This is a genomic window from Erythrobacter sp. NAP1 (genome assembly GCF_000152865.1).
In the GTDB taxonomy this organism is placed as follows: domain Bacteria; phylum Pseudomonadota; class Alphaproteobacteria; order Sphingomonadales; family Sphingomonadaceae; genus Erythrobacter.
In genome coordinates, this window is record NZ_CH672390.1 from 1,921,261 (window position 1) to 1,945,750 (window position 24,490).

Below are 24,490 nucleotides of genomic sequence, written 5' to 3' on the forward strand. Positions count from 1 at the left end.
TGCAGAACAGGGGAATTCCCATGAATTTCGAAGCCTATTTCGCGGAGCAGCTCAATGCGGTGCGCGAAGAGGGGCGCTACCGCGTCTTCACCGACATCAAGCGCCATTGCGGCAAGTTCCCGCACGCGACGCGCTTCGTCGATGACGAGACGCGTGCCGTCACGGTGTGGTGCTCGAACGACTATCTCGGCATGGGCCAGCATCCCAAGGTGATCGAAGCGATGCATTCGTGCCTCGATGAATGCGGCGCGGGCGCAGGGGGCACGCGCAATATCTCTGGCACCAATCACTATCACGTCGAGCTCGAAGCTGAGCTTGCCGATCTGCACGGCAAGGAAAGCGCGCTGCTCTTCACCAGCGGATATGTCTCGAACTGGGCGGGTCTGGGCACCCTTGCCAGCAAGATCCCCGGCTGTGTGGTGTTCTCCGATGCGCTCAATCACGCGTCGATGATCGAAGGCATCCGCCACTCACGCGCACCTTACAAGATCTGGAAGCACAACGATGTCGAGGACCTCGACCGGCACCTGTCCGAATTCGGTCCCGAGGTGCCCAAGCTGGTCGCGTTCGAGAGCGTCTATTCGATGGACGGCGACATCGCACCGATCGCGGAAATCCTCGACGTTTGCGAAAAGCACGGCGCGATGAGCTACATCGACGAAGTGCACGCTGTGGGCCTTTACGGACCGCGCGGCGGCGGCGTTGCCGAGCGTGAGGGCCTGATGGATCGCATTACAGTGATCGAGGGCACGCTGGGCAAGGCCTTCGGCGTCATGGGCGGATATATCGCTGCCAGCCGCGACCTTGTCGATTTCGTGCGTACTTTTGCCAGCGGGTTCATCTTCTCGACCGCGCTCCCGCCTGCTGTTGCAGCCGGCGCGGCGGCAAGCATCCGGCATCTAAAGGATAGCGATGCCGAGCGTGAACTCCAGCGTGAGCGGGTCGCGCAGGTCCGCCGACAGCTCGACATTCTGGGAATTCCGCACCTGCCCAATCCCAGCCACATCATTCCGGTGATGGTTGGCGATGCGAAGAAGTGCAAAATGATCAGCGACTGGCTGATGGACAATCACGGCATCTATGTGCAGCCGATCAATTATCCCACCGTTCCGGTCGGGACCGAGCGACTGCGCCTCACGCCCTCACCTGTCCATGACGATGGCGATATAACTCGGCTGACAGAGGCGCTGAGCGAAATCTGGTCGCAGTGTGAGCTTGCTCGCGGCGCTATCGCTGCCTGAGAGCCTGAGCGGACAGATTGAGGCCGGGCCCTTCCCCCCAAACCTATCCGGGCCTGGGCCAAAAGAAAGGGCGGCGTAGTATCCCACGCCGCCCTTTCCTTTTTTGTGTGACCGGGATCCCGGTCAAAGCTTTCAGCTTATTCGTCTGTCGCGTCGAGATAAGCGATGACGTCAGCGCGGTCCTGCGGGTCCTTGAGCCCCGGGAAGGCCATACGGGTGCCAGGCATGTATTCACGCGGTGCTTCGAGATATTCGAACATCACTTCGGGGGTCCACGTGATGCCGCTGTTCGCGTTGGCGTCCGAATAGTTGAAGCCTTCGATCGAGCCAGCTTCGCGGCCAATCACGCCGTATAGCGACGGCCCAACGCCGTTCTTGCCTTCTTCAACGAGGTGGCAGGTGCGGCACTGTGCGAAGACGGTTTCACCAGCAGACGCATCGCCGGTGAGGTCAGCGAAGGCGACGTCCATCGGGACTTCTTCTTCAGCGGGTTCTTCGACCTCGGCCACTTCTTCGGCGTCGGCAGGTTCTTCATTTGCGGGGGCGCCGCCACAAGCGGCCAGTGCGAGCATGCCGGGTACAGCGACAGCGCTCATAACAATCTTACGCATAGGATCTAATTCCCTCTTACTTATTCACACGGCCCCCCTGATGGAGAGCGCCTGCGAACCGTCCAAATTGATCCCGACCCCTGTGTAGAAGCCAAGGTCCGGATTTTCAACACCGTCGCATCCCGGCAGTAGCACGGGTTCACGGGATATCGATGCAAACCAACAACGACCTGCCTGGCGATTGGTTTCCGATTCCTCGGAAAAAACCCCGCTTGGAAACTCACCCCTTCCAACCGGACACGTAGCGAATGGATTGCCAATCGACATACGAACGCTAAAGACACGCGGATGAAAAACTTATCGTGGCATTCGAAGCTTGTCCTCGCCCTGATCGTGTTCCTGCCGATCTACTTCATGATCGCAGCGCTGGGCACAAAAGTCGGCCTGTGGGGCTGGGTGACAGGTCTGGTCAGCATGACTTTCACTGCAGGTCCGATCCTGCTCGGCATCGTGGCCGTGATTGCACTGATCTCGCTCATCATCGGCCTCGTCAAAAAGCCGCGCAGCAAGGTGACCATCGGCATCGCTTTGGTGGGCATCGTGCTCCCGGCGCTGATGTTCACGAGTTTCATGTCGGCGCGTTCGACGGCGGGCGAGAATCCGATTCACGATGTTGCCACCGACACCGCTGATCCTCCGGCTTTCTCGGCTGAGACCATGGCCGTGCGCGAGGAAAGCGGCGCCAATCCGCTGAGCGACTATCAGACGCCGCTGAGCGAGATCGAGATGTATGCAGGCGCCGCACCAGAGCTTGCCATCAAAAGCCACGCGCAGATCATCAACGACACTTACGCTGACCTGTCCCCGCTCCCGCTAGGCGGTGCAAGCAGGGCAGACGCTGTTGCTGCAGTCGCCGCCGCGATGGGCAATATGGGCTTCGTCGACATCCGCTCCGATGTCGAACAGGGCCGCGTTGAGGGCGTTGCCGAGACCTTCTGGTACGGCTTCAAGGACGATGTTGTCGCCCGCGTAGGCGAGAGCGAGATCGACTTCCGCTCGGTAAGCCGCGTGGGACGCAGCGATTTGGGCGCCAATGCCAAGCGTATCGCGGAGCTTCGAGGCCGCGTCGCCGAACAGATCGGCCAGCGCTAAATCCTGCCTACCTGAATTGCGCGGCGGCCATTGCGCTGCGCTGAAAGACCGTGAGCACGCACAAGGCCGCGTAGCCATAAGCGATCGCGCCGAACCATGCGGGAAACAGGCACATCGCAACGAAGACCGCGATTGTTTCTGTCCCCTCGGCAAGGCCTGTTGAATAGAAGAAGCTCTTCTTTCCATGCGCCTGCGTTTCCTCGCCGCGCTCAGCGGCAATCACGGCGAACGCGAGAAAGCTGACCCCCGTCAGGACGAAACTGGCGACAAGGACTAGGGCGGGGAGCGTGTGCTCGGGCGCCATGACGCCGAAGCCGAGCGGGATCGATACGTAGAAGGCAAAGTCTGCGACGATATCGAAATAGCCGCCCAGTGGGGTCGGGGCGGTGGCGCGAGCGACCGCGCCGTCCAGCCCGTCGAGCAGGCGGTTAGCGATGATGAGCGCAAGGCCAATCGCGACCTCGCCAAATCCAATTGCAATCGCACCACCCAACCCCAACGCGAGTCCCGTGAACGTAAGAAGATTGGCCGTCACGCCCATCCGCGCCAGCGCTCGCCCTGCCCTGTTGAGTGGTGGGTCGATGATCGGGCGCAGCTTTGCATCGAGCATCGCGTCAGGCTCCGAATGTCACGAGGCCGATCCATGCACCCGTCATAGCCGTGGCGATGTTGCCCGCGATCCAGCTTTTCATGCCAAGACCTGCCGCTTCCGCACGGCGCTCTGGGCACAGGGTTCCGATGGTCGAGACTAGCAAGCCGACGCTCGCGAGGTTTGCGACCCCGCACAAGGCATAGGTGACGATCAGAAGGCTGCGCTCTCCGAATGTGTCCTGCGGCAAGGCTGCAAGCTCAAGGTAAGCGACATATTCGTTGAGGATCGCCTTGGTGCCCATCAATCCGCCCGCCGCCTGCGCTTCGGCCCACGGCACCCCGATAAGCCACATGAAGGGTGAAAAGAGCCATCCGAATACGCGCTTCAAAGTGATCGGTTCATCACCGACAAGCGGGAGGAGAGCGAGCACCTGGTCGGTAAGCGACACGAGCGCGAAGATCACGATGATGACCGCGATGACCGCCAAGAACAGCTGCATCCCGTCCATCGTGCCTTTGACGATCGCGTCGATGGAGCTTTCATATCTTAGCCCCGGCTCGTCCTCGTCGGCGTCGGTCGCAGCATCCTCCGGGTTGCCCGGCACCATCAGCTTCGCGATCAGGAGCGCGGCGGGCAGCGAAACGAGCGACGCCGAGATCATGTGCCCCACCGCATCGGGCACGGTCTGGCGAAGCGTTGTCGCGTAGAGGATCAGGATCGCGCCCGAAATCGTCGCCATCGCGAGCACCATGATCTGGAACAGCTCGGCGCGGCTGACTCTGGCGAAATAGGCGCGAACCGCGAGCGGGCTTTCGACAACGCCGAGAAACATGTTCGCCCCGCCCGACAACCCGACAACGCCGCTAACCCCAAGGCTTCGCCGCAAGAGGAAAGACAGCCCGTTAACCAGCCAGCGCAATACGCCCCAATGCCACAGCAGCGCGGCTAGCGCGGAGAACACGATCACCAGCGGCAGGATCTGGAATGCGATGATGAGCGGCGGCTGCGCGCCCTCTTTCAACTCGAACGGCAGGTCCGCCCCGCCGAGATATCCGAACATGTAGGATGATCCATCGAGCGTCGCGCGTTCGATAGCCGCAACGCCTTCATTGGCGAGCGTCACTAGGTCCCAAACGAACGGCACGCGCACGATCAACAGCGCCAGCGCAGCCTGGAGGCCCAGCGCGCCCAATATCCAGCGCCAGCCGGGACGCGCCGCGCGATCCTCGCTCACCGCCCAGGCCAGTGCGAGCAGCGCCGCAATGCCGATTATTCCGCGAAACTGATCGAAATATTCCAAAAAGCGATCCCCTTGAGCGCTGCCTCTCTAGGCCTGCCTCACCCGCGTCGCCAGCCGTGATACTTTTCGACCCATTCGAGAAGCTTTTCAGGCTTGTTTGCTTTCTTCCAGTTGCCGGCAGCAAATTTGTTTGCCTCCGCCATGGTTGGGTAGGGATGGATCGTACCCAGAATCTTGTTGAGCCCCAGCTTGTGCTTCATCGCCAGCGTGTACTCGGCGAGCAACTCCCCTGCGTGGCTGCCGACGATTGTTGCGCCAAGGATCGTGTCCTTGCCAGGAGGGGTCAGAACCTTGACGAAGCCCTTGGTCTCGCTTTCGGCAATCGCGCGGTCGAGGTCGTCTAGGCCGTATGTCGTCACTTCGAACTCAATGCCCTCATCGCGCGCTTCGGTTTCGTTGAGGCCAACGCGGGCGATCTCGGGATCGGTGAAGGTCACGGCCGGGATGACGCGGTAATCGGCCTTGAACTTCTTGAACTGGCCGAAGAGCGCGTTGACGCTCGCATACCAGGCCTGATGGCTGGCAGTGTGGGTGAACTGATACGGGCCCGCGACGTCGCCGGCGGCGAAGATATTGGGGAATTTGGTCGCGAGAAACTCATCGGTATTTACGGTCTTGTCCGTGTCTACGCCGAGTTTCTCTAGTCCAAAGCCCTTGAGCCGCGCCTTGCGCCCAACCGCGAGGATGAGCGCGTCATAAGGGATGTCGACTGAGCCTTCCGGGCCTTCAGCTGTAAGCACTTTGTCAGCCAGACGAACCGCCTTGTGCCCTGTCAGCACTTTCACGCCGGACGCTTCGAGCGACGACTTTGCAATTTCGGCAACGTCCTCGTCTTCACGGCCAAGCAGTTGCTCGCCCATCTCGACCTGGGTGACTTGCGACCCGAGCCGAGAGAGAGCCTGGCTTATCTCGCAGCCAATTGGGCCACCGCCAAGCACCGCGACACGCGCTGGCGCTTTGTCCATCTGCGAGAACGCATCCCACATCGTCTCACTCGTGAGATAACCAGAACTTTCAACGCCCTCGATCGGCGGAACCACCGGCTCAGCGCCGCTGGCGATAACGATGCTTCGTGTAGTCAGGCGCTGCGTACCGCCGTCATTCAGCGCGATTTCGACCGTCCAGGGATCAATGATCGTTGCGTAGCCCTTGATGACATCCACACCCAGGCCTTCATAGCGCTCGACGCTGTCATGCGGCTCAATCGTCTTGATAATCTCCATCACGCGCGCAATCGTCTGGCGGAATGGCACTTCGGGTTTGACCGGTGTGATGCCGTATCGGTCCGCATGCTCCATCATGGCAGCGACCTTCGCACTCTTGATCAAGGCCTTGGAGGGGACGCAGCCGGTATTGAGACAATCGCCGCCCATTTCGTTCGCTTCGACGAGTGTGACCTTCGCCTTGACGGTTGCGGCGATGTAGGCGCTTACAAGGCCAGCCGATCCCGCGCCGATCACCACCATGTTTCGGTCGAAGCTCTTGGGCTTGGTGTAGCCTGCATAGACCTTGCGCCGCTTCATCAGGCCGATGATCCCCTTGGCAATCCAGGGCACGATGCCGAGCAGCACGAAGGAGCCGATGACCGCAGGCGACGCGATCCCCGAAAGGCTGTCGATCTGCGCCAGCTGCGTGCCTGCGTTGACGTAGACGATTGTACCCAGCAGCATCCCAGCCTGACTGACCCAGGCAAAGGTCCAGGTCTTGATCCGGGTCAGCCCCATGACGAGGTTCACCACGAAGAACGGGAACAAGGGGATCATGCGGATCGTGAAGAGGTAGAACGCGCCGTCGCGCTCAAGCCCGTTGTTGATGGCCTTCAGCCGCTCCCCGAACTTGCTCTCGATCGTATCGCGCAGGACATAGCGCGACGACAAGAAAGCAAGCGTTGCGCCGAGCGTCGATGCAAAAGAGACGAGGATGGTGCCCGTCACCAGTCCGAACAGCGCGCCCGCTGCCAGCGTCATGATCGCAGCGCCCGGAAGCGAGGCCGCCGTCACCGCTACATAAGCGGCGAAGAACACGCCGAGCACAAGCGCAGGGTTCTCATCATAGAACGCACTTGCATCGTCCGAGACCTGCTTGATCCCGTCTAGCGTGAGATACGCCCCCAGGTCGAAGAAGAAGTACGCGGCGATGAGCGCAGCCAACGCGGCAAGGATTACGATCTTTTTCATGTGTGCCCCTTTGTACGACCCTTCTTCGCGCGCCTTGGCCAATTTGTTACGGCTCTAGCCCGATCCGCCAGCAAGACCAGCGTATTTCCTGAGCCATCGCATATCGATGAAGTGCTTGAGCCGCGAAACCCAGCGGCCCTTCGCTGACAAGCGGCCATAGCTCGCAATCGCGCGGCCATCTCCGGTCGACAATAGGTAAATGTTGTTCCAGCGCGGGACGTAGGTTTCGCGAGGCTGCCGCCCTGCCATCACGGCGCGCAAGTTTGCCGCAAGTACAGGTCCGGCAAACACCGCGTGAACACCTGAATGTGGCACATGACGATCTTGCCGGGCGGCAACGTCGCCGACGGCAAATATGTGTGGGTGCGAAAGTGAGCGCTGGTGCTGGTCGATCGCCGCGAACCCGGCTTCGTCAACTGCGAGCCCGCTTGCCTTCACCCAATCAGGAGCTGCGCTGCCGATCGCCGCGACTATCGTGTCGACAGGCTCGAGAGGCTCTCCTCCGGCATAAAGTCCGTTCTCGTCGATGCGTGCATCTTCTTGAACGAGCACGATTGATTGCCTCGACAACTCTTCAAGAGCGGTTTTTCTGACGGAGGATGAGAATTCAGGGAGCAGACCGGCTGTGCCAGCAACGAGCGCCACCTGCGGCTTTTTCTCAAAACCTGCGCGGTTGCGGAGGGCAAAGGCGAGTTCAACACCGCCTGCCCCGCCGCCAATGACCGCAATCCTGGGTGAAGGGCCTAGCGCGTCCATCCTCTCAACGAAGCCTTGGATGGGACGGATATCGATAAGGCGCGGATCCTTGCCCAAGACATCGCTCGCTTGCCCAACGCCGCCAGTGTCGAGCGAGGCGATGTCAAATTTAACTCGCTCTCCAGCATCGGTTTCGACGCGGCGAGCATCCGGATCAATCAGGGCGCACCGCCCCTCGACCAAACTCGCACCTGCACGAAGCGCCAACCCGGCCACGTCCACCAGACCCTCATCACGATTGTAGTGGCCCGAAATCCATCCGGGTACTGTCCCCGAATACCTCAGTTGCCGCGAAGGCGTGAGGATGGTGGCGCGCGGACAGGGCAGCCCATGCCTGATCCAATCGGCAAGCACCGCGACATGCGCATGGCCGCCACCGATCAGCAGCAGATGCTCTGGTTTGCCATGTGAGGACGGCATATTCATCACACGAAGCCTTCCCTGATTGGGCAGCTTGTGTCGAGCGCAAGCTCAGCGTCGCCAGCCATTTTGCAAAAAATGCGGCATCCGGCGCATTTCCTTGCTTTGACCGTTCGCCCTCATACATCTAAGGCCTTCTGCAATGCGCCGGCCGTTTGGCTGGCTTCACTGGGACCGTAGAGGGATCATCCGGCTCCAGTAAGCGTTGGTGCATAGATTGAAACAAAGCTGACTGGACAGGACAGCATAGATGGCCCTCGAGACCCCTACTCACGGCTCGAAAATTTCGCTGGTCACATTTTTCCGGCACTTCTTCGCAATTCTGCGGCCCGAGGCCAGTTTCTACTGGTTGGCGGTGGTCTACGGCGTGGGCGTGAGCCTGCTGTCACTAGCGACGCCGATCTCGGTTCAGATGCTCGTCAACACGGTCGCGAACACTGCTCTAACTGCGCCGTTGGTGGTGCTCTCGCTGACACTGTTCGGCCTGCTGATCCTGTTTGGTTTGTTGTACGCGCTTCGTATCCATCTGATGGAGCTGTTTCGGCGACGGTTTTACGCCCGAATGGTTGCGGAGATATCGCTGATTGCGGTCTACGCGCAGGATCCGTTCTTCTCCGATCGCAAATCGTCAGCGCTGTTCAATCGATATTTTGACGTCGTGAACGTGCAAAAAGCTCTGCCTGTGCTTTTCATTGGCGGCTTCTCGGTCGTGCTTCAGGTCGCAGTGGGCTTCGTTCTGGTGTCGCTCTATCACCCGTTGTTCCTGGTGTTCACGCTGGTCATGTCGGCACTGATCTGGGTGATCTGGCTGATCTGGGGCGCAAAGGCGATCCGCACGGGCATCGATTTGAGCCATGCCAAGCACGAGACGGCCAACTGGCTTGAAACGGTCGGCGGTTCGAATGGCTTCTTCAAGTCAGAGCGCCGGGTCGACTACGCGCTCGACCGGACGGACGAATATACGCACGCCTACCTCGAACAGCACAAACGCCACTTTCGCCAGCACTTTGCCCAGACCCTGGCGTTCCTGCTGCTCTATGCAGCGGCAAGCGCAGCGTTGCTGGGTCTTGGAGGCTGGCTTGTCATTCAGGGGCAATTGACGCTCGGCCAGCTCGTCGCGGCGGAACTCGTACTTTCGGTGGCCTTCTTCGGTGTCGCGCAGCTGGGGACCTACCTCACGTACTTCTACGACCTTTGCGCCGCAGTCGAAGAGATCTCTCTGTTCTACGACGTCGAGCAAGAGCAGCCGACTTCGCAAGACCCTGTCGATCTTAGTGATCACACACTGGTATTCACCGGCGTGAAAGCCAAGGCGCGCAGTGATGAGATCACGTTCAACCTCGAAATTCCTAGCGGCGCGATCATCATGGCTGTCGCCCGCCATCATGGCATCCAGCGGCTTTTCACCAACCTTCTGAAGATGCACAGACGGCCAGATTCTGGATTTCTCACCATCGGCGGCACCGACTTCCGCGACATCGAGGGATATAACCTCAGGAAAGACGTTCACGTTCTTGAGCGCGCGACATTCGTCGGCATGACAATCCGCGAATATCTCGCACTGTCATGCCCCGACACGGCGAACCAGCGCATGGTCAAGGCTCTCGAAACCGTCGGGCTCATCGACACGATGTCGAAGCTAGAAAATGGGCTCGATACACCCATTGCCTACACCGGCTATCCGCTTTCAGCAGTCGAAGTGCAGCAGTTGAAGCTCGCCAACGCCTTGCTCGAACAACCGCGCATTCTGGTCCTGAGCCCACTGTTCGATCTTGTGAGCGAAAGGCATCTCGCCGCCGCAATTCGGGAACTGCGCGAGCAAGCTTATTCGACCGTGATCTATTTCTCGAACCGCGAGACCGATTTGGGCTTCGACAAATTCCTTTATCTCGATGTCGAACAGCAGGGCTATTTCGAGGACTTCGAGCATTTCCATGACGTTGTGGGAGCATCGCAATGACCCTGCGCGCCTTGCACATGAAGCATTTCACCGCGCTCCAGAGCGTGCGGACCCCGCGTATCTTCCGCACGATCTTCGTAACGGTGCTGATTGCGATCGTGCTTGCGGTCCTGTTCCTGATCTATGTCCCCTGGGTCCAGACCACTGGCGGACGCGGAACCGTGACGACGCTCAACCCCAATGAGCGCCAGCAGGAAGTCAACGCTTTGGTCTCAGGGCGGATCGAGGAGTGGTATGTCGGAGATGGCAGCCGGGTCCAAAGAGGAGACCCGATCGTCCGCATCGCCGATATCGACCCAAATTTGCTGCAAAGACTCGAAGCCGAACGTGGGCAGGTCGAGGTTCAGCTCCAGACAGCGCGCAACGCGCTCGCGACCGCAGAGATCGACCTTCGGCGTATGCAGGAGCTGTTTCAGGCAGGCCTCGCAGCCCGCCGCGAATATGAGCAGGCGCAAATCCGGGTCGAAGAAATGCGCGGCAACGTGGCCGCAGCCGAGGCGAGCCTGGTGCGGACAGAGACGAACCTTGCGCGCCAGTCGGAACAATTGATCACGGCCCCTCGCAACGGTTTTATCCAGTCTATCAATGCAGGCGACGAAGCGACGTTCATAAGCGCAGGGCAGGTCCTCGCAACATTCGTGCCGGAAACACAGACGCGGGTCGTCGAAGTGTTCGTCGATGGCCGCGATGTGGCGCTTGTGCAGACCGGCGAAGAAGCCCGGATCGAGTTTGAAGGCTGGCCCGCCGTACAATTCAGCGGATGGCCCTCGGTCGCGATCGGCACCTTCCCCGGCATTGTCGAGACCGTCGATCAGGTCGCACAGCCGGACGGGCGTTTCCGCGTACTCATCAAGGAAGACCCGAATGCCGAAGAAGGCTGGCCGGAAGATCGCTATGCCCGCATCGGGACGGTGGTCCGGGCCTGGATCCTGCTTGAAACTGTGCCTGTCGGATATGAGATCTGGCGTCAGCTCAACAACTTCCCGCCCGAACTTCCGCCGGTCAGCGCCAACGGCTCAACCAACGGGTCGCAGGGCTACTGATCATGAAGGTCCGCTCTGCCACCAGAGCTGCTTTACTATGCGCTGCGATGATTGCAGCGCAGCCATCCAACGCGCAGGATATCGAGGCCCTCGAAGAACCGCTTGAACAAGCGATCAAAACGGGCCCGCTCCTGCCTGAGGAAGTGCTGCGCTCTTCTGCGCTCACGTTCCCCAGCATCCTTGAAAGCTTCCAGCGCGAGGCCGCTGCCCGGTCGGACCAGCTTGCGGCCGATGGTGCCTTTGATCTGATCCTCGAAGGCGAGGCCTACGACCGTATCACCGGCACTTTTTCAGGCGGCTATGCCGAAGTCGGCGCACGCCAGCCGCTCGCCCCGATGGGTGCGGAAATCTACGGAACCTACCGCCTGTCTGACGGCACCTTTCCGATCTACGAGAATATCTACAACACCAACCAGCTTGGCGAATTCAAGGTCGGTGGCCTGTTGTCGCTACTGCGCAACAACAGGATCGATCAACGCCGTTTCGATGTCGAGGACAGCCGCCTCGCCGCTGGCCAGGCGGGCCTCGACGTGCTGCTGGTGCAGCTGAAAGTTCAGCACGAAGCGCTTGGCGCATATTGGCGCTGGGTGGCGGCGGGTGAAGAGATCCGCGTATACGAGGAATTGCTCGAAATCGCCGAAGCACGCGCGGTCGGGCTGTCGCGCGAAGTTCGCCTTGGTGCGCGAGCGCAAGTCGACCTTATCGAAAACGAGCAAAATGTCCTTCGCCGTCGCACGCTTTTGCGAGAGGCGCAGCGCAATTTCACGATGGCTGCGACTTCGCTGTCCTATTACCTTCGGGGGTATGACGGCGAGTTGATTGTCCCGACCAGAGCAAATCTCCCAACGTCAGACGTGATTGCCGAGTTGCCTGACATGGCAAGCTTGATGGCGATTGAAATGAGCGAAGTACTCGCCAATCGCCCCGAACTTCTGAATTTTCGCCTCGCGGTGGAGCGCGCTGAGAACAAGGTGGCCCTGCGCCAGAACGATTTGCAGCCCGACCTTCAGCTTCGGGCAGAGGTTTCGCGCGATTTCGGGGCGATCGGCGATGGCGGACCGACTTTCGATTCCACCGACACCACAATCGGCGTTACCTTCACTGTGCCATTACAGCGGCGCACGGCGCGCGGACGGCTTCAGCGGGCCGAGGCAGAATTGCGCGAGATCGAGCTTCGCGAGCGCAGGGTCGCTGACCAGATATCCGTCGAACTCGACAACATTCTGACCAATCTCGACGCCTCGCTCCGTCTGGCGAACCTGGCGACCCAAGAGGTGGAACAAGCCGAAGCCATGGTCGCGGCAGAACGAAGGCGTTTTCGACTTGGCGCTGGCGACTTCTTCCGCGTGAACCTGCGCGAGGAAAGCGCAGCCGATGCCAAGATCCGAGGCATTCGTGCCCAGCTAGTCGGCAGGCTCGCCACGGCAAGCTACAATGCGGCGGTGATGAACCTCGACGAGCTGGGCCTCGAATAGCGTCCCCTAGGTTTTCTGTCGGCCCTCGATCAGGCGGTCGACCAACGAGGGATCGGCAAGTGTCGAAGTGTCGCCCAGCGAGCCGTAGTCGTTTTCGGCGACCTTTCTCAGAATTCGGCGCATGATCTTGCCCGAACGTGTCTTGGGCAGGCCGTCGGTGAACTGAATCTGGTCAGGCGTCGCGATGGGTCCGATTTCCTTGCGCACATGCGCGCGCAACTCCTGATAAAGCTCGTCCGAGCCTTCGACGCCCGCATTGGTTGTGACGTAGCAGTAGATGCCCTGCCCCTTCACATCATGCGGGTATCCAACCACCGCCGCTTCGGCGACTTGCGGGTGGAGCACCAATGCGCTTTCGACTTCGGCAGTTCCCATTCGGTGGCCTGACACGTTGATCACGTCGTCCACGCGGCCCGTGATCCAGTAATAGCCATCCTCATCGCGCTTGCACCCGTCCCCGGTGAAGTACTTGCCGGAGTACGTCGAGAAATAGGTCTGAACGAACCGGTCGTGATCGCCGTAAACGCTGCGCGCCTGTCCGGGCCAGCTGTGCGTGATGCACAGATTGCCCTCGGTCGCTCCGTCCAGCACGGCTCCATCATTGTCGACCAGCTGCGGGCGGATACCGAACATCGGCAAACCGGCGCTGCCCGGTTTCATGTCGTGCGCACCTGGAAGAGTGGTGATCATGCAACCGCCTGTTTCGGTCTGCCACCATGTGTCTATGATCGGGCAACGCCCCTCTCCGACCACGTCGAAATACCAGCGCCAGGCTTCCGGGTTGATCGGCTCTCCTACGCTTCCGAGCAGTCGGAGCGAGGAACGATCGCGGCTTGTCACGTAGTCATCGCCTTCACGCATCAGGGCCCGGATCGCGGTTGGCGCGGTGTAGAGGATGCTGACCTTGTGTTTTGCGACAACATCCCAGAACCGACCAAAATCGGGGTAGTTGGGAACACCCTCGAACAGCACCTGCGTCGCGCCGTTCTGTAGTGGGCCATAGACGATGTAGCTGTGGCCAGTGACCCAGCCGATATCGGCCGTGCACCAGAACACCTCACCGGGCTGATAGTCGAAAATGTAACTGAACGTCGTCGCGGTCCACACGCCGTATCCGCCGGTTGTGTGGAGCACACCCTTGGGCTTTCCGGTTGAGCCCGATGTGTAAAGAATGAAGAGCGGGTCTTCGGCTGCCATGGTCTCGCAGGGCACATCTGCGTCCGATTTGACCTCATGGAACCAGTGGTCTCGCCCTTCGGTCATCGGCACGGCTAATCCGGTGTGCTGGACGACCAGCACTCCAGTTACATCGACCCCTTCGACTTCCAAGGCGGCGTCCACATTGGCTTTCAAAGGAACGCTCTTTGCCCCGCGCTTGCCTTCGTCCGCGGTGACCACGAAGCGGCTTTCACAATCAATGATCCGACCAGCAAGCGCCTCAGGCGAGAAGCCGCCAAAGACAACGGAGTGGATCGCGCCCAGCCGCGCGCAGGCGAGCATAGCCGTCACGCCCTCGACTATGTTCGGCATGTAGATCGTCACGCGCTCGCCCTTGGTCACCCCGATGGCCTTGAGGGCGTTGGCCATGTGGATGACTTCGGAGTGAAGCTGGCGATAGGTGAGCGTGCGCGAAGGCGTTGCTGGGTCGTCGGGTTCAAAGATAATAGCGGGTGTGTCACCGCGGCTGTCGAGATGCCGATCGACCGCGTTGTGGCAAAGGTTCAGCGAACCGTCGGCAAACCACTTGATATCGACCGGGTCGTAGCTCCACTCGCCACCTTTCCTTGGCTGCTGGGTCCAATCGAGGCGCTTGGCCTGTTCAAGCCAGAAGCCATCAGGATCAGCCAGCGAACGCTCATACATCGCAGCGTATTGAACACCGGTGCAATTGGGAGTGTGCGCCTGCTCGGGCCGCTCGACAAATCCAGTCATTATCTCTCTCCTTGCAACGGTTCTTAAGGGCCCTCAGGGCGGCCTGTCCATTGTTCAATCAAGAGATTTGAGAGCCTCCGGAGTGTCGATGTCCACCAACCAGTTGGGTGGGCATAAGATCGGTTCGCCTCTCGCGAGAAGATCCCGCGCGCCGATGTCTCCTTCACGCGAAGCGAGTGCCGAAAAGTGGCCTCTCCCAAAAACAGCCGGCGGCGAGCGATGTTTTTTGAAAGCGGAAACGGCGATTGCCTGTGGTCCATCGAGCGCGGACATGAGCGTCATGAAATGCCCTCGCGGGATCATCGGCATATCCGCCAGCGCAATCACAAGGCCATCGAGACCTTCTGCCTCGGCGCGCCTCGCCGCGCAGGCTACAGAAGTGCCCATTCCATTGGCTGCTCTTGGATTGACAATCGGTTCAAGACCGCGCTCCTTCCAGAGCTGCTCGCAAGCATGGCCTGAGCGGGAAGTGATAACCCACGACGCGGCAAACTCCTCGATCGGAATTGCCATCGCAGCATGTTCGCCCAGCCGCCTGCCCCTGAAGATCGCCTCAAGCTTGTCCTCGCTGCCGAAGCGCCGCGATGCGCCTGCTGCAAGTAATGCAACACCAAGACGCGGTGGGTCATCCAAGATCGCCCTCGAACCGGGTAGCCTCGTATGTGCGAATGACCTCTCCAAGCGTCGACAGCGCGAGGGTCTGCGGATCGCGAGAGGAGTGAAACAGCCCTATCGGCGCGCGGATCATGGCGAGCGACTCATCACTAACGCCTCGTGCGGCGAGGGCTTCACTACGAAATGCATGCGCTTTTCTACCACCCATCGCGCCCAGATAGAAATGCGGCTGCGTGAGAGCGCGCTCCATCAGCTCGATCTCCCAATCGTGGTCGTGGAAGAGGAAGATCGTCGCGGTCCACGGGTCGCTTTTGAGGAGGTCCGTCTGGCTCGTACGCTCTAGCAGCAGCGCTTCGATGCCCTTCTCGCGCAAGCCAGAAACGATCCGCTCATCCGGCGTCAGGATCCGCGTCGAGCACCCATGTGTCCGCCCAAGCACAGCCAGAGCCTCGACCCCCGCACCGTGACCGATGATCTGCAACAGCGGCTCTGGCCAATGGCCAAACGCTGCCATGCCGACGTTGGCATCGAAGGTCGGGGGCAACCATTCTCCCACGTGCCTTGCGCCATCGGGGCCAAGGGCGATGGAGAAGGGAGCGCGCTCCGCGATGGAACTGAGGCACTGTTCTGAAAGCTCCGCGCCCTCCAAAGGCTGAAAGTGGAGATCCAACCCGCCACCGCATGGGAGCTTGATGTCGAGATAGGGCGACCCGGCGCCAAAGCGCACGATCCGAGCGTCGCCACTAGTAAAGACCTCGCGCGCTTCGGCGACCACCGCGTTCTCGATGCAGCCTCCGGATAAGGAACCGGCGTAGGTGCCATCCTCGGCAACGCCCATGATCGTGCCCGGATTGCGCATCGACGACCCTTCGACCGCGACCACCGTGACAAGGACGCAGTTCTTTTCCGCGCGAGCGGCATCGGCGAGGAATTGGCAAACGTGCTTCAGGTCCAAGGCAACTACTCGCCTGTCTCGGTCGCAATTGGCTCCGACGCCGCTTCATTCAGATTTGAGAGGTAGGCGATCAGCGCGCGTCGAAACTCGGGTTCCCTCACCGTGCCGCGCTCCATATCGGTGCCCGGGACATAGCCTTCGGGATCGGCCAGATAGGCATCGAGATGAGCGGCGTCCCAAGTGATCTCGGAGGAAGCCAGCGCTTCGGTAAAGAGATATCCCTCAAGGCTGCCTGCCCTTCGCCCGACTACGCCGAACAGGTTGGGCCCCGCAGCGGAGGTCCCGCCTGGCTCGACCGTGTGACACCCGTCGCACATGTCGAAGACCTCGCGGCCAAACGCCACATCGCTTGGATCGAAACTCGCAGGAGGCTCGGTTTCCGATGCGCCGCTGGCGCTGGCGATGAGGATTGCAAGCCCCGATGCGCCCAATGCGCGAATGCTCATCCCTTACGCCCTTCGATCAGGCAAACTGCTTGGCAATCGGCAGTTCGCGCAGGCGCTTGCCGGTGGCTGCGAATATCGCGTTGGTCAGGGCAGGCGCTGCCGGAGGAAGACCGGGTTCGCCCGCACCGCCAATCGGGACAAGCCCGCTATTGATCACCGCGACTTCAATATTGGGTGTCTCGTCGATCCGCAGCATCTTGTAATCGTGGAAGTTGCTTTGGACGATGGCCCCGTCCTCAAGGTCGAGTGCGCCATACTTCGCAGCGGTCAGGCCAAAGACGATCCCGCCCTCGATCTGGTTCGCAAACCCATCCGGATTGACGACATAGCCCGCGTCACAAACCGCCCACGCATTGAGCATCTTTGGCTTCCCCGAGCTCATGTCGACCTCGATCGCCTCGGCAACGATCGTGCCGAAACTTTCAACGATTGCGACGCCTTTCGCCGTCCCTTCGGAGCGCGGCTCATCCCACCCGCTCATCTCGCGCAGCTTTTCGAGCACGGCCACATGGCGCGGCGAGCCGGATACCATCGCGAGACGATAATCCATCGGGTCCTTGCCAGCCGCATGCGCTGCCTCATCGATGAAACTCTCGATAAAGAAGCCGTGCTGCGAATGGTCGACCGAGCGCCATGCCGCAAATGGTAAGTGCAAAGGCGCTTCTGCGACGCGGACGCTCGTGTTGGGGATCGCGTAGATACCCGGTACACTGGCTTCAGCCGGGTCGTGGCGCTGGGTGAAGATGTTGTCATAGGCAACCAGCGCGCCGCTTTCATCAAGCCCTGCCTTGAAGCGGCTCAATTCAGCCGGACGATAGAGCGCCTTCTGGGTATCTTCTTCGCGGCTCCAGATCGACTTGACCGGATAGCCGGTCGCCTGTGCAACCCGTGCTGCCATCACCGCATAGACGGCCTCAAGTCGCCGCCCGAACGAACCGCCCAGATAAGGATGATGGACGGTGATATCGTCCTTCGAAATGCCGAGCGCATCAGACAGCGCTGAGCGCACCATCAGCGGAACCTGCGTACTGGTCCAGACGTCGCATTTACCGTCGGTCACCTGGGCGGTGCAGTTGATCGGCTCCATGGGTGCATGCGCGAGATAGGGTGCTTTGTATTCGGCCTCGATCACAGTGGCGGCGTTGCCGAGAGCGGTCTGCACATCTCCTTTAGCAGCCGCTTCCTCACCGCCGGTCGGCCCGGCTTCGTCGATAGCCTTGGCATAGGCTGCGAACTGGTCTTGTGTTGAGCGGATCGGGCTTTCAGACTCTGTCCAGGTGACGTCGATCTTATCCAGCGCCTGTTGCGCCTGCCAGTAGCTGTCGGCCACCACTGCGACGAAATCACCCATATTGAGGACCTGGAGCACCCCGCCCATGGTCTGGGCCTTTGACGCGTCCATGCTTGCGACGCGCGTGCCGGGCACGGACGGGCGAAGGCTTGCCGCATAGGCGTAGTCCACACCCTCGGGGGCAGCGTCGATGCCAAACTTGGCGGTGCCGTCGACCTTGGCCGGGATGTCGGTGCGCGCCTTGCTCTTGCCAATCAGACGATATTGGTCGGGTGACTTAAGCTCAGGCGTCTGATCCATGGGCTGCTCTGCCGCAGCGGTTGCGAAGTCGGCATAGCTTGCCTGCCTGCCGCTTGCCTCATGGATCAGCGTGCTGTCGCGTGTTTCGATCTCGCTTGCGGGCACGCCCCATTCATCGGCAGCTGCTCCGACCAGCATCTTGCGCGCGGCCGCACCAGCGACGCGCATCTGGTACTGACCCGTCGTGCGGATCGACGACGAACCGCCGGTGATGAGCGCGTCTGCCAGACGACCGATCTGGGTGAACAGACCATTCCAGGTCGGCTCGATCCAGTCGGCGGCGTTCATCGTGAACGGTGCGACGAACATGCGAGCCGTGTCGGTCACGATGTAGGAGCCATCGGTCGGCGCCTGCATGACGTTCACCTTGCTCCAGTCCGCATCTAGCTCGTCCGCGAGCATCTGTGCGAGAACCGAGTGAGCGCCCTGCCCCATCTCGCAGTGCGGGACGATGGCGGTGACGATGTTGTTGGTGTCGATCTTCACCCAACTATTGACTAGCTGCTCATCCGCGCCAGGGGCGACCTTGGAAGAAAGCTTGCCAATCGGATTGCCGGGACGAACGCCAATACCGATCAGCAGGCCGCCGCCCGCAAGCACGCCAGCACCGATGAATCCTCGGCGGCTCCACTTGGCGAGGCGCGAGCGTTCTTTCTTTTCAGGAGACATGTCGTTCATGGCTTATGCCTCCTCATTGCGGGGTTGAGCTTGCCCGGCGGCGACTTTGATAGCGCGGCGGATGCGGGTGTAGGTGCCGCAGCGGCAGATATTGCCGCGCATTGCCATATCGATGTCTTCATCGCTCGGGTTCGGGTTTTCGCGCAGCAGGGCCGTCGCGCTCATGATCTGGCCCGACTGGCAATAGCCACATTGCGGGACCTGCTCACTGATCCAGGCTTTCTGGATCGCAGAGAGCTCACCCTCAGGTCCGGCAACACCTTCGATAGTGGTGACTTCGCGGCCCTCTGCCTGAGAGATGGGTGTCGAGCACGAACGCACCGGCTGACCATCGAGATGCACGGTGCAAGCGCCGCATTGTGCGATGCCGCAGCCAAACTTCGTGCCGGCAAGCCCTGCCTTTTCGCGCACTACCCAAAGGATAGGCATCGCGGGATCGGCGTCGATTGTCACCGGCTCCCCATTGAGGATGAAACTTGCCATAACTTGATTTCCCCGAGCGCTCTTGAGTTGCTATCCGCAATCTATCTGATGGGCGCGAGCTTGTAAAAGGGGAACGATGGTGGACACGATCAGCTTTGACGACTTCATGGCGGTCGATATCCGCGCGGGCACCGTGACTGCAGCCGAGCCCTTCCCCGAGGCGCGAAAGCCCGCGATCAAGCTTTGGGTCGATTTCGGCGAGGAGATCGGCGTGAAGAAAAGCTCAGCGCAGATTACGGATCACTATTCGCCCGATGAGTTGGTGGGTCGCACCGTCATGGCGGTGGTGAACTTTCCGCCGCGCCAGATTGGGCCGTTCATGTCCGAGGTGCTGGTCTTGGGCTTCCCGGATGCGGAAGGTGCAATCGTTCTCGCTGCGCCAGACAGGCAGGTGCCGAACGGCGCACGGATGGGCTAGGCGAGGTCGCCGAGCGCTTCCTTGAGCGGATCGAGCCACGGCTCAAACGGCTTCCACGCGCCTTGCCCCTTTCGGTTGATCGGTTCGCGCACCTGCTCGCTCGAAGCGGTGCGCACGGCACGCTCGGTCTTGTGGAAGGCGAGGCACTGCTCCTCGAATGGCACTTCGAGGAAGTCGAGCATCCGCCGCGTTTGCCCTTCGAGATCGTCGAGCACATCCTCGTGCTGGACGCGCAGAACCTTGCCCGGAAGCACTTTGTCCCAGTGATCCATAAGATCGACGTAGTCGGCGTAGTACCGCCCGATCTCGTGAAGTCCGTACGTGAATTCCTGCCCTTGCGCGAACAGCTGCTTGAAACCGGAAAAGCAGCAATCCATCGGCGCGCGGCGCGCATCGATGATTTTCGCATTGGGCAGGATCAGGTGGATCAGGCCGATATGCCGGAAATTGTTCGGCATCTTGTCGATGAAGAACGGCGCACCCTGACGATGGACGCGGGTGTTCTCGATGAATTGCTCGCCGAACTTGGCATAGTCCTCGGCGCGCAGATCGTGTAGATTGGCGGGATAAAGCGGAGCGCCCGCCTTTCGACCTCTCAGGCGGTGAGCAAGAGCGAGGATATCGGGGAGCTCGAGCGTCCCGTCGATCATCGAATGGCTTGCGAGGATCTGTTCGAGCAGCGTTGAGCCTGCGCGCGGGAGGCCGAGTATGAAAATCGGATCGGGTGCATCGTGGCCCACACCCTCATGTCTCTCGAATAGGTCGGCAGTGCAGAACTCTTTCTGTCGCGCCAGTTCCTCGCTCATTCCTTGGGCGCTGTAGCGGGTCTGTGCGCGCTTCAGCGCATTGCCTTCATCGTAGTGCTTGAAGCTCGCTTCGTAGTCGCCGCGATCTTCCAAAGCCTTGCCGAGTGCGAAGGCGATGTGAACGCGGTCCATGAAAGCCAGATCGCCGCGCGCAGCCTGCTCGCGCATCGCGTCGATCTCATCATCGGTGAAGCGATAGGTCTTGAGATTGGCGAGCGCGTAATAGGCATCGCCGTGATCGGGGCGCACGGCGAAGGCGGCGCGGTAGCTTGCGACTGCTTCGTCCTGCTTGCCCATGGTCTTGAGCGCGTGACCCTTGCTCGTCAGAGTCGAGTGGTCGCGCGGGAGCTTTTCAAGCACCTTGTCGAACAACTCAAAGGCGCGCTCATATTCGCCAGCCTGCATGCTCTCGATCGCAAGCCGCGACTGGAACAGGGCGTTGTCCGGGTCGCGCTGGTAGAGCGTCTCCGCCTCTTCGCAGGCGCGTTCGAACTTCTGCTTGCGGCGCAGAACGTCGATAAAATCAAGGCGAAGCTGGATGTTCTCGGGCTCGAAGGTCACTGCAGTCTCGAGCAGGAACTCCGCATCGTCGAGCACGCCAAGCTCAATCCCGATGCGCGCGAGCAGTCGCATGCCTTCAGCGTTTCGCGGGTTCTGGCGAAGGAAATGCCGGCAGATTTCCTCTGCCCGTAGCAAGCGCCCTTCGTGCAAATGGTTGGTCACAGCCACCAATTCGCGCGGCAGGGAACGCAATCGCTCAAGCTGGGCATTTGCGGCCACGGCATCATCATTGCGCCCCAATTGGCCTGCCAGCCGCGCCTGCTCGCGCCAGCTTGCTTCGAGCGCAGAATTGAACCGGGTTGCCTGCGCGAACGCAGTCAGCGCCGCGTTCGCATCGCCACGCGCAAGCGCAAGGTGGCCTTCCTCCTGCCAGGCGCGCCCATACTCGGGCATCGCGGCGTGGAGCCGCTGGAGATACGCCGAAGCATCATCGAACCGCTTCAGGTACCGGCACGCAACCGCCGCTATGTAGAGCGCTTCGCCATCAGCCGCGTCTCCGGACAGCACCCCCTCGACATGCGCCAGTCCCTCGGCAAAGCGGCCTGCCTGCAGCGCGGTCTGCGCAGTCTTAAGCTGTTCGTCGCGTGAGCTCATGATGCCCGCCTGTTACACAGCAAACGGCGGGAGTGAACAGTCCGTTCACCCCCGCCGCCAATTGTTGGATCGCTTTCGATCAGTAGTTGAACGTCACCCGTGCACCCACCGTCAGCGGACGGTTTGTGATGATGCGTTCGCGATCGTTGCCGAAGATGCCTGAGATTTCGGCACGCTCGTCGCTCAGGTTCTCACCGAAAATTTCGAAGCCCCACTGCTCTGCCTTCACGCCGACCGAAAGGTCGAACAAAGTGTAGGAATCGAGCTCGATCTTGTTGATCTCGATGATGTCGGTGAACTTCGAGGCCGAGTAGGAAACCTGCGGCTGAATGTAGGCCGTCAGCTCGTCAGAAACATCCCACTCATACCGAGCGCGCAGGTTGCCCTGGAAGCCCGGCGCGTATGCCAGTTCCTCGCCCTCGATCACATCGGTGGTCGGGATGAGCACGTCGGTGATCTCGGTGTCCAGGATCGAGAATGCGCCTGCAATCGTCAAACCCGGTGTCGAGAACGGCGCGATCACGAAGTCCGCTTCGATCCCGTAAATCTCTGCATCCGCCGCGTTCGACGAGAAGAATAGGTTGGTGATCGAGGGATCGAAAATCTGCGTCTGCAGGTTCGAAATGTCCACGAAGAAGGCCGAACCGTTGAAACGGAACTGGCCGTCGATGAGGTCCATCTTCCAGCCAAGCTCGTAGTTCTTCACCTCGTCGGTATCGACTTCGAACGGCACCACGAAGCCCGTACCCGGAGCGACTGCGCCGCCCGGACGGTTGAGCAGACCCGGACGGAAGCCTTCCGAGTAAGTCGCGTAGAACAGCAGATCGGGGGTCGGGGTCAGCGTGACCGTACCCTTGAAGATCGTGCCACTGGTCGATGCCGTGTCAGGCGCGCGAATGGCGTTGAAGACCTGCTGTGCCTGGCCTGCGCTCAGCCCCGCGTTCTGGATGTCCTCAAGCGTGTCGTTCAGGTCGAACGTCTGGCGCAAAGCCGGATCGCACGAACCGATGAAGTTGAACACGCCGTCGCCGTTATAGAGGTCGCTTATATCGGTGCCGAAGGCGTTCTGGTCTTCCGCGCTGAAGCTGTTGCAGAACGATCCGTTCGCGCTTCCTTCGAAATCGACCTCGACATCGTAATAACGTGCACCGAAGGTTGCCGTGAGGAGGTCGGGCACGATGTCGAAGCTGACTTCGCCGAAGATGCCGAACTGTTCGTCTGTGCGGCGAATGTCGTTGCGGAAGATCGTGTCAGCCGGGAATGGACCCGGATCCGAGACGAAACCAGTCATCTGCGGGAAGTTGGTTTTGAACGGACCGAACGGTGCCGCTGCGACATTGCCCGGATAGGCGAAGTCGACGCGCTCTTCGAGGCTCAGGTCTGAATAGAAGCCGCCGCCCTGGAAGCGAACACGCCAGTCATCCGGCGTGCTCAGACGCAGTTCCTGCGTGAACACCTCGGTCTTGGAGAACGAATTGATGTAAAGGTTGGGCGGCTGACATGTGCCGCTGGGATCAGCGGAACCCGGATAGCTCACCGATCCGTCACAGATGTAGTACGGCAGGTACTGACCTGCGAACAGGTAGTCGGTGTAGTCCGCACGCTGGTCGCTTTCGCGGTCGGTGTATGCGCCCGTATAGATCACGTCGAGCATCGCGATGCGACCTTCGACAGTCCAGCTGGTGTTCGAGAAATCGTCTTCGAGGCGATCTTCTTCGAAACGCTCGATCTCCAGATCGTCGAGACCGCCAAGTTCCGGATCGGCGAAGAATACGCCGTCCGATTCAAGGCTCTGGCGCTGGTGCGAGACGTTTACGGTCCAGTCAGGTGTGACTTCCCAGAGGCCGCTGATGCGGAAACCGGCATACTGGGTGTCGTTGAAGTCGTCTTCAACAAGCCCGGCGTTGTTGGTTTCGAGGAAGGTGACGCCGGAAAGGTCGGAGGTCGACTGGAAACCGGCGCGGTTGGCGTTCACCGGAACGCCGTTTTCGCGCACGAAGCCTTCAGGGCGGAAGCGAGCGCTTTCCGTAAGATCGCGCGTGCCCTGGACATTGTCGATGTAGCCGCCCTGGTCATCGAGATAGACCACCCCGCGCAGCGCGAAGGTGTCAGTGACCGGCACGTTGACCGTAACTTCACCCTGATAGCTGCTCTCGCCGCCCTTGGTGAACGAGACGCCAGCGGAACCATTGACCGAAAAGCCGTTTAGGTCGGGCTTGTTGGTGATGAGGCGAACCACGCCTGCCTGCGAGCTTGCACCGAACAGCGTGCCCTGCGGGCCCGACAGAACTTCGATACGCTCAAGGTCAGCGGCGTAGACATCGAGGTTGCGCCCTGGCTGCGAAAGCGGCTGATCGTTGAGGTAGAGCGCAACGTTCGGTGCGAGACCTGCGACACCGGCCACCGTGATGTTCGGCGTGGTCGAGGCAAGACCGCGAATGTAGATCGTGCTCTGGCCCGGGCCGTTACCGCCTGCGGTCACGGACGGGATCTGTTCGAGGTAATCTTCGAACGTGTCGATGTTAAGCTCTTCAAGCTCCTGTGCGCCGATGGCCGAGACCGAAACCGGCACGTCCTGCAGGTCTTCGCTGCGACGCTGCGCGGTGACGACGATAGTGCGAACGCCGCCCTGGCGTTCTGCTTGCGCAGGGGCCGGAGCCTGTTCCTGCGCGGCGACTGGCGCTGCGAGTGCGACCGCAAGCGCGCCCATCGACGCGCCAGCAATTTGTTTTCTCATTCTGAAC

Annotated in this window: 20 protein-coding genes; 6 read left to right on the top strand and 14 right to left on the bottom strand. The window is 60.6% G+C overall.

The annotated features are described in order from the left end of the window. The first annotated feature begins 20 nt into the window (after positions 1-20). Positions 21-1,241, top strand: a complete 1,221-nt coding sequence (gene hemA, locus NAP1_RS09230) for a 5-aminolevulinate synthase (RefSeq protein WP_040464880.1) — start codon at positions 21-23, stop codon at positions 1,239-1,241. A gap of 137 nt (positions 1,242-1,378) precedes the next feature. On the opposite strand, the gene NAP1_RS09235 is transcribed toward hemA, so the two are convergent. Then, positions 1,379-1,852 (bottom strand): cytochrome c family protein, encoded by a 474-nt coding sequence (locus tag NAP1_RS09235; protein WP_156777236.1) that lies wholly within the window; start codon positions 1,850-1,852, stop codon positions 1,379-1,381. 288 nt (positions 1,853-2,140) lie between these two features. Here NAP1_RS09235 and NAP1_RS09240 point away from each other — a divergent pair, with 288 nt between their 5' ends. Further along, the gene (locus tag NAP1_RS09240; protein ID WP_007165016.1) at positions 2,141-2,944 is read left to right on the top strand and encodes a DUF1499 domain-containing protein; all 804 of its coding nucleotides are present in this window, start codon (positions 2,141-2,143) and stop codon (positions 2,942-2,944) included. A 7-nt stretch (positions 2,945-2,951) separates the two neighbouring features. Here the strand turns inward: NAP1_RS09240 and NAP1_RS09245 are convergent, their stop codons facing one another. The 4 genes from NAP1_RS09245 to NAP1_RS09260 are packed head-to-tail and all read right to left on the bottom strand — an operon-like array spanning position 2,952 to position 8,195. Beyond that, a complete protein-coding gene (locus NAP1_RS09245; protein WP_007165017.1) occupies positions 2,952-3,554 on the bottom strand; it encodes a CDP-alcohol phosphatidyltransferase family protein in 603 nt (200 codons plus the stop codon). Positions 3,555-3,558: 4 nt separating this feature from the next. Continuing rightward, positions 3,559-4,836: a NupC/NupG family nucleoside CNT transporter gene (locus NAP1_RS09250; protein WP_007165018.1), complete on the bottom strand. Its 1,278-nt coding sequence runs from the start codon at positions 4,834-4,836 to the stop codon at positions 3,559-3,561. Positions 4,837-4,874: 38 nt separating this feature from the next. Further along, positions 4,875-7,013 (bottom strand): FAD-dependent oxidoreductase, encoded by a 2,139-nt coding sequence (locus NAP1_RS09255; RefSeq protein WP_040464881.1) that lies wholly within the window; start codon positions 7,011-7,013, stop codon positions 4,875-4,877. Between the two features lie 54 nt (positions 7,014-7,067). Then, the gene (locus NAP1_RS09260; RefSeq protein ID WP_156777237.1) at positions 7,068-8,195 is read right to left on the bottom strand and encodes an FAD-dependent oxidoreductase; all 1,128 of its coding nucleotides are present in this window, start codon (positions 8,193-8,195) and stop codon (positions 7,068-7,070) included. A 244-nt stretch (positions 8,196-8,439) separates the two neighbouring features. Between NAP1_RS09260 and NAP1_RS09265 the strand changes: the two genes are divergently transcribed. Both NAP1_RS09265 and NAP1_RS09270 read left to right on the top strand, forming a co-directional pair. Continuing rightward, positions 8,440-10,149, top strand: a complete 1,710-nt coding sequence (locus tag NAP1_RS09265; RefSeq protein WP_007165022.1) for an ABC transporter ATP-binding protein — start codon at positions 8,440-8,442, stop codon at positions 10,147-10,149. Then, entirely contained in the window at positions 10,146-11,192 is a 1,047-nt protein-coding gene (locus NAP1_RS09270; RefSeq protein WP_007165023.1) for an HlyD family secretion protein, read from the top strand. The genes NAP1_RS09265 and NAP1_RS09270 overlap by 4 nt, the downstream gene beginning before the upstream one ends. On the opposite strand, the gene NAP1_RS16780 is transcribed toward NAP1_RS09270, so the two are convergent. Beyond that, a complete protein-coding gene (locus tag NAP1_RS16780) occupies positions 11,152-11,370 on the bottom strand; it encodes a hypothetical protein (protein WP_371170012.1) in 219 nt (72 codons plus the stop codon). The two genes, NAP1_RS09270 and NAP1_RS16780, sit on opposite strands and share 41 nt — an antisense overlap. On the opposite strand from NAP1_RS16780, the gene NAP1_RS09275 reads away from it, so the two are divergent. Beyond that, entirely contained in the window at positions 11,273-12,667 is a 1,395-nt protein-coding gene (locus NAP1_RS09275) for a TolC family protein (protein WP_371170577.1), read from the top strand. The two genes, NAP1_RS16780 and NAP1_RS09275, sit on opposite strands and share 98 nt — an antisense overlap. Before the next feature lie 6 nt (positions 12,668-12,673). On the opposite strand, the gene acs is transcribed toward NAP1_RS09275, so the two are convergent. From acs to NAP1_RS09305, 6 genes are read right to left on the bottom strand one after another with little or no spacing between them, the layout of a single operon-like run. Then, positions 12,674-14,599 (bottom strand): acetate--CoA ligase, encoded by a 1,926-nt coding sequence (gene acs / locus NAP1_RS09280; protein WP_007165025.1) that lies wholly within the window; start codon positions 14,597-14,599, stop codon positions 12,674-12,676. Between the two features lie 54 nt (positions 14,600-14,653). Then, a complete protein-coding gene (locus NAP1_RS09285) occupies positions 14,654-15,232 on the bottom strand; it encodes an NTP transferase domain-containing protein (protein ID WP_007165026.1) in 579 nt (192 codons plus the stop codon). After that, the gene (locus NAP1_RS09290) at positions 15,225-16,169 is read right to left on the bottom strand and encodes an XdhC family protein (RefSeq protein WP_007165027.1); all 945 of its coding nucleotides are present in this window, start codon (positions 16,167-16,169) and stop codon (positions 15,225-15,227) included. Before NAP1_RS09290 ends, NAP1_RS09285 begins: the two co-directional genes overlap by 8 nt. A gap of 5 nt (positions 16,170-16,174) precedes the next feature. Further along, a complete protein-coding gene (locus tag NAP1_RS09295) occupies positions 16,175-16,615 on the bottom strand; it encodes a cytochrome c family protein (RefSeq protein WP_007165028.1) in 441 nt (146 codons plus the stop codon). 16 nt (positions 16,616-16,631) lie between these two features. After that, entirely contained in the window at positions 16,632-18,884 is a 2,253-nt protein-coding gene (locus NAP1_RS09300) for a xanthine dehydrogenase family protein molybdopterin-binding subunit (protein WP_007165029.1), read from the bottom strand. A 3-nt stretch (positions 18,885-18,887) separates the two neighbouring features. Next, positions 18,888-19,367 carry a (2Fe-2S)-binding protein gene (locus NAP1_RS09305; RefSeq protein WP_007165030.1) on the bottom strand — a complete coding sequence of 160 codons (480 nt, stop codon included), beginning with the start codon at positions 19,365-19,367 and terminating at the stop codon, positions 18,888-18,890. 76 nt (positions 19,368-19,443) lie between these two features. Between NAP1_RS09305 and NAP1_RS09310 the strand changes: the two genes are divergently transcribed. Beyond that, on the top strand, positions 19,444-19,785 hold the full coding sequence (locus NAP1_RS09310; protein ID WP_007165031.1) for a tRNA-binding protein: 342 nt from the start codon (positions 19,444-19,446) through the stop codon (positions 19,783-19,785). Here NAP1_RS09310 and NAP1_RS09315 read toward each other — a convergent pair. Together NAP1_RS09315 and NAP1_RS09320 are read right to left on the bottom strand one after the other, a co-directional pair. Further along, positions 19,782-21,746 (bottom strand): tetratricopeptide repeat-containing sulfotransferase family protein, encoded by a 1,965-nt coding sequence (locus tag NAP1_RS09315; RefSeq protein ID WP_007165032.1) that lies wholly within the window; start codon positions 21,744-21,746, stop codon positions 19,782-19,784. The genes NAP1_RS09310 and NAP1_RS09315 overlap by 4 nt on opposite strands. Positions 21,747-21,825: 79 nt before the next feature. Then, positions 21,826-24,483, bottom strand: coding sequence for a TonB-dependent receptor (locus NAP1_RS09320; RefSeq protein ID WP_040464377.1), 2,658 nt, complete (start codon positions 24,481-24,483; stop codon positions 21,826-21,828). Between the last annotated feature and the right edge of the window lie 7 nt (positions 24,484-24,490).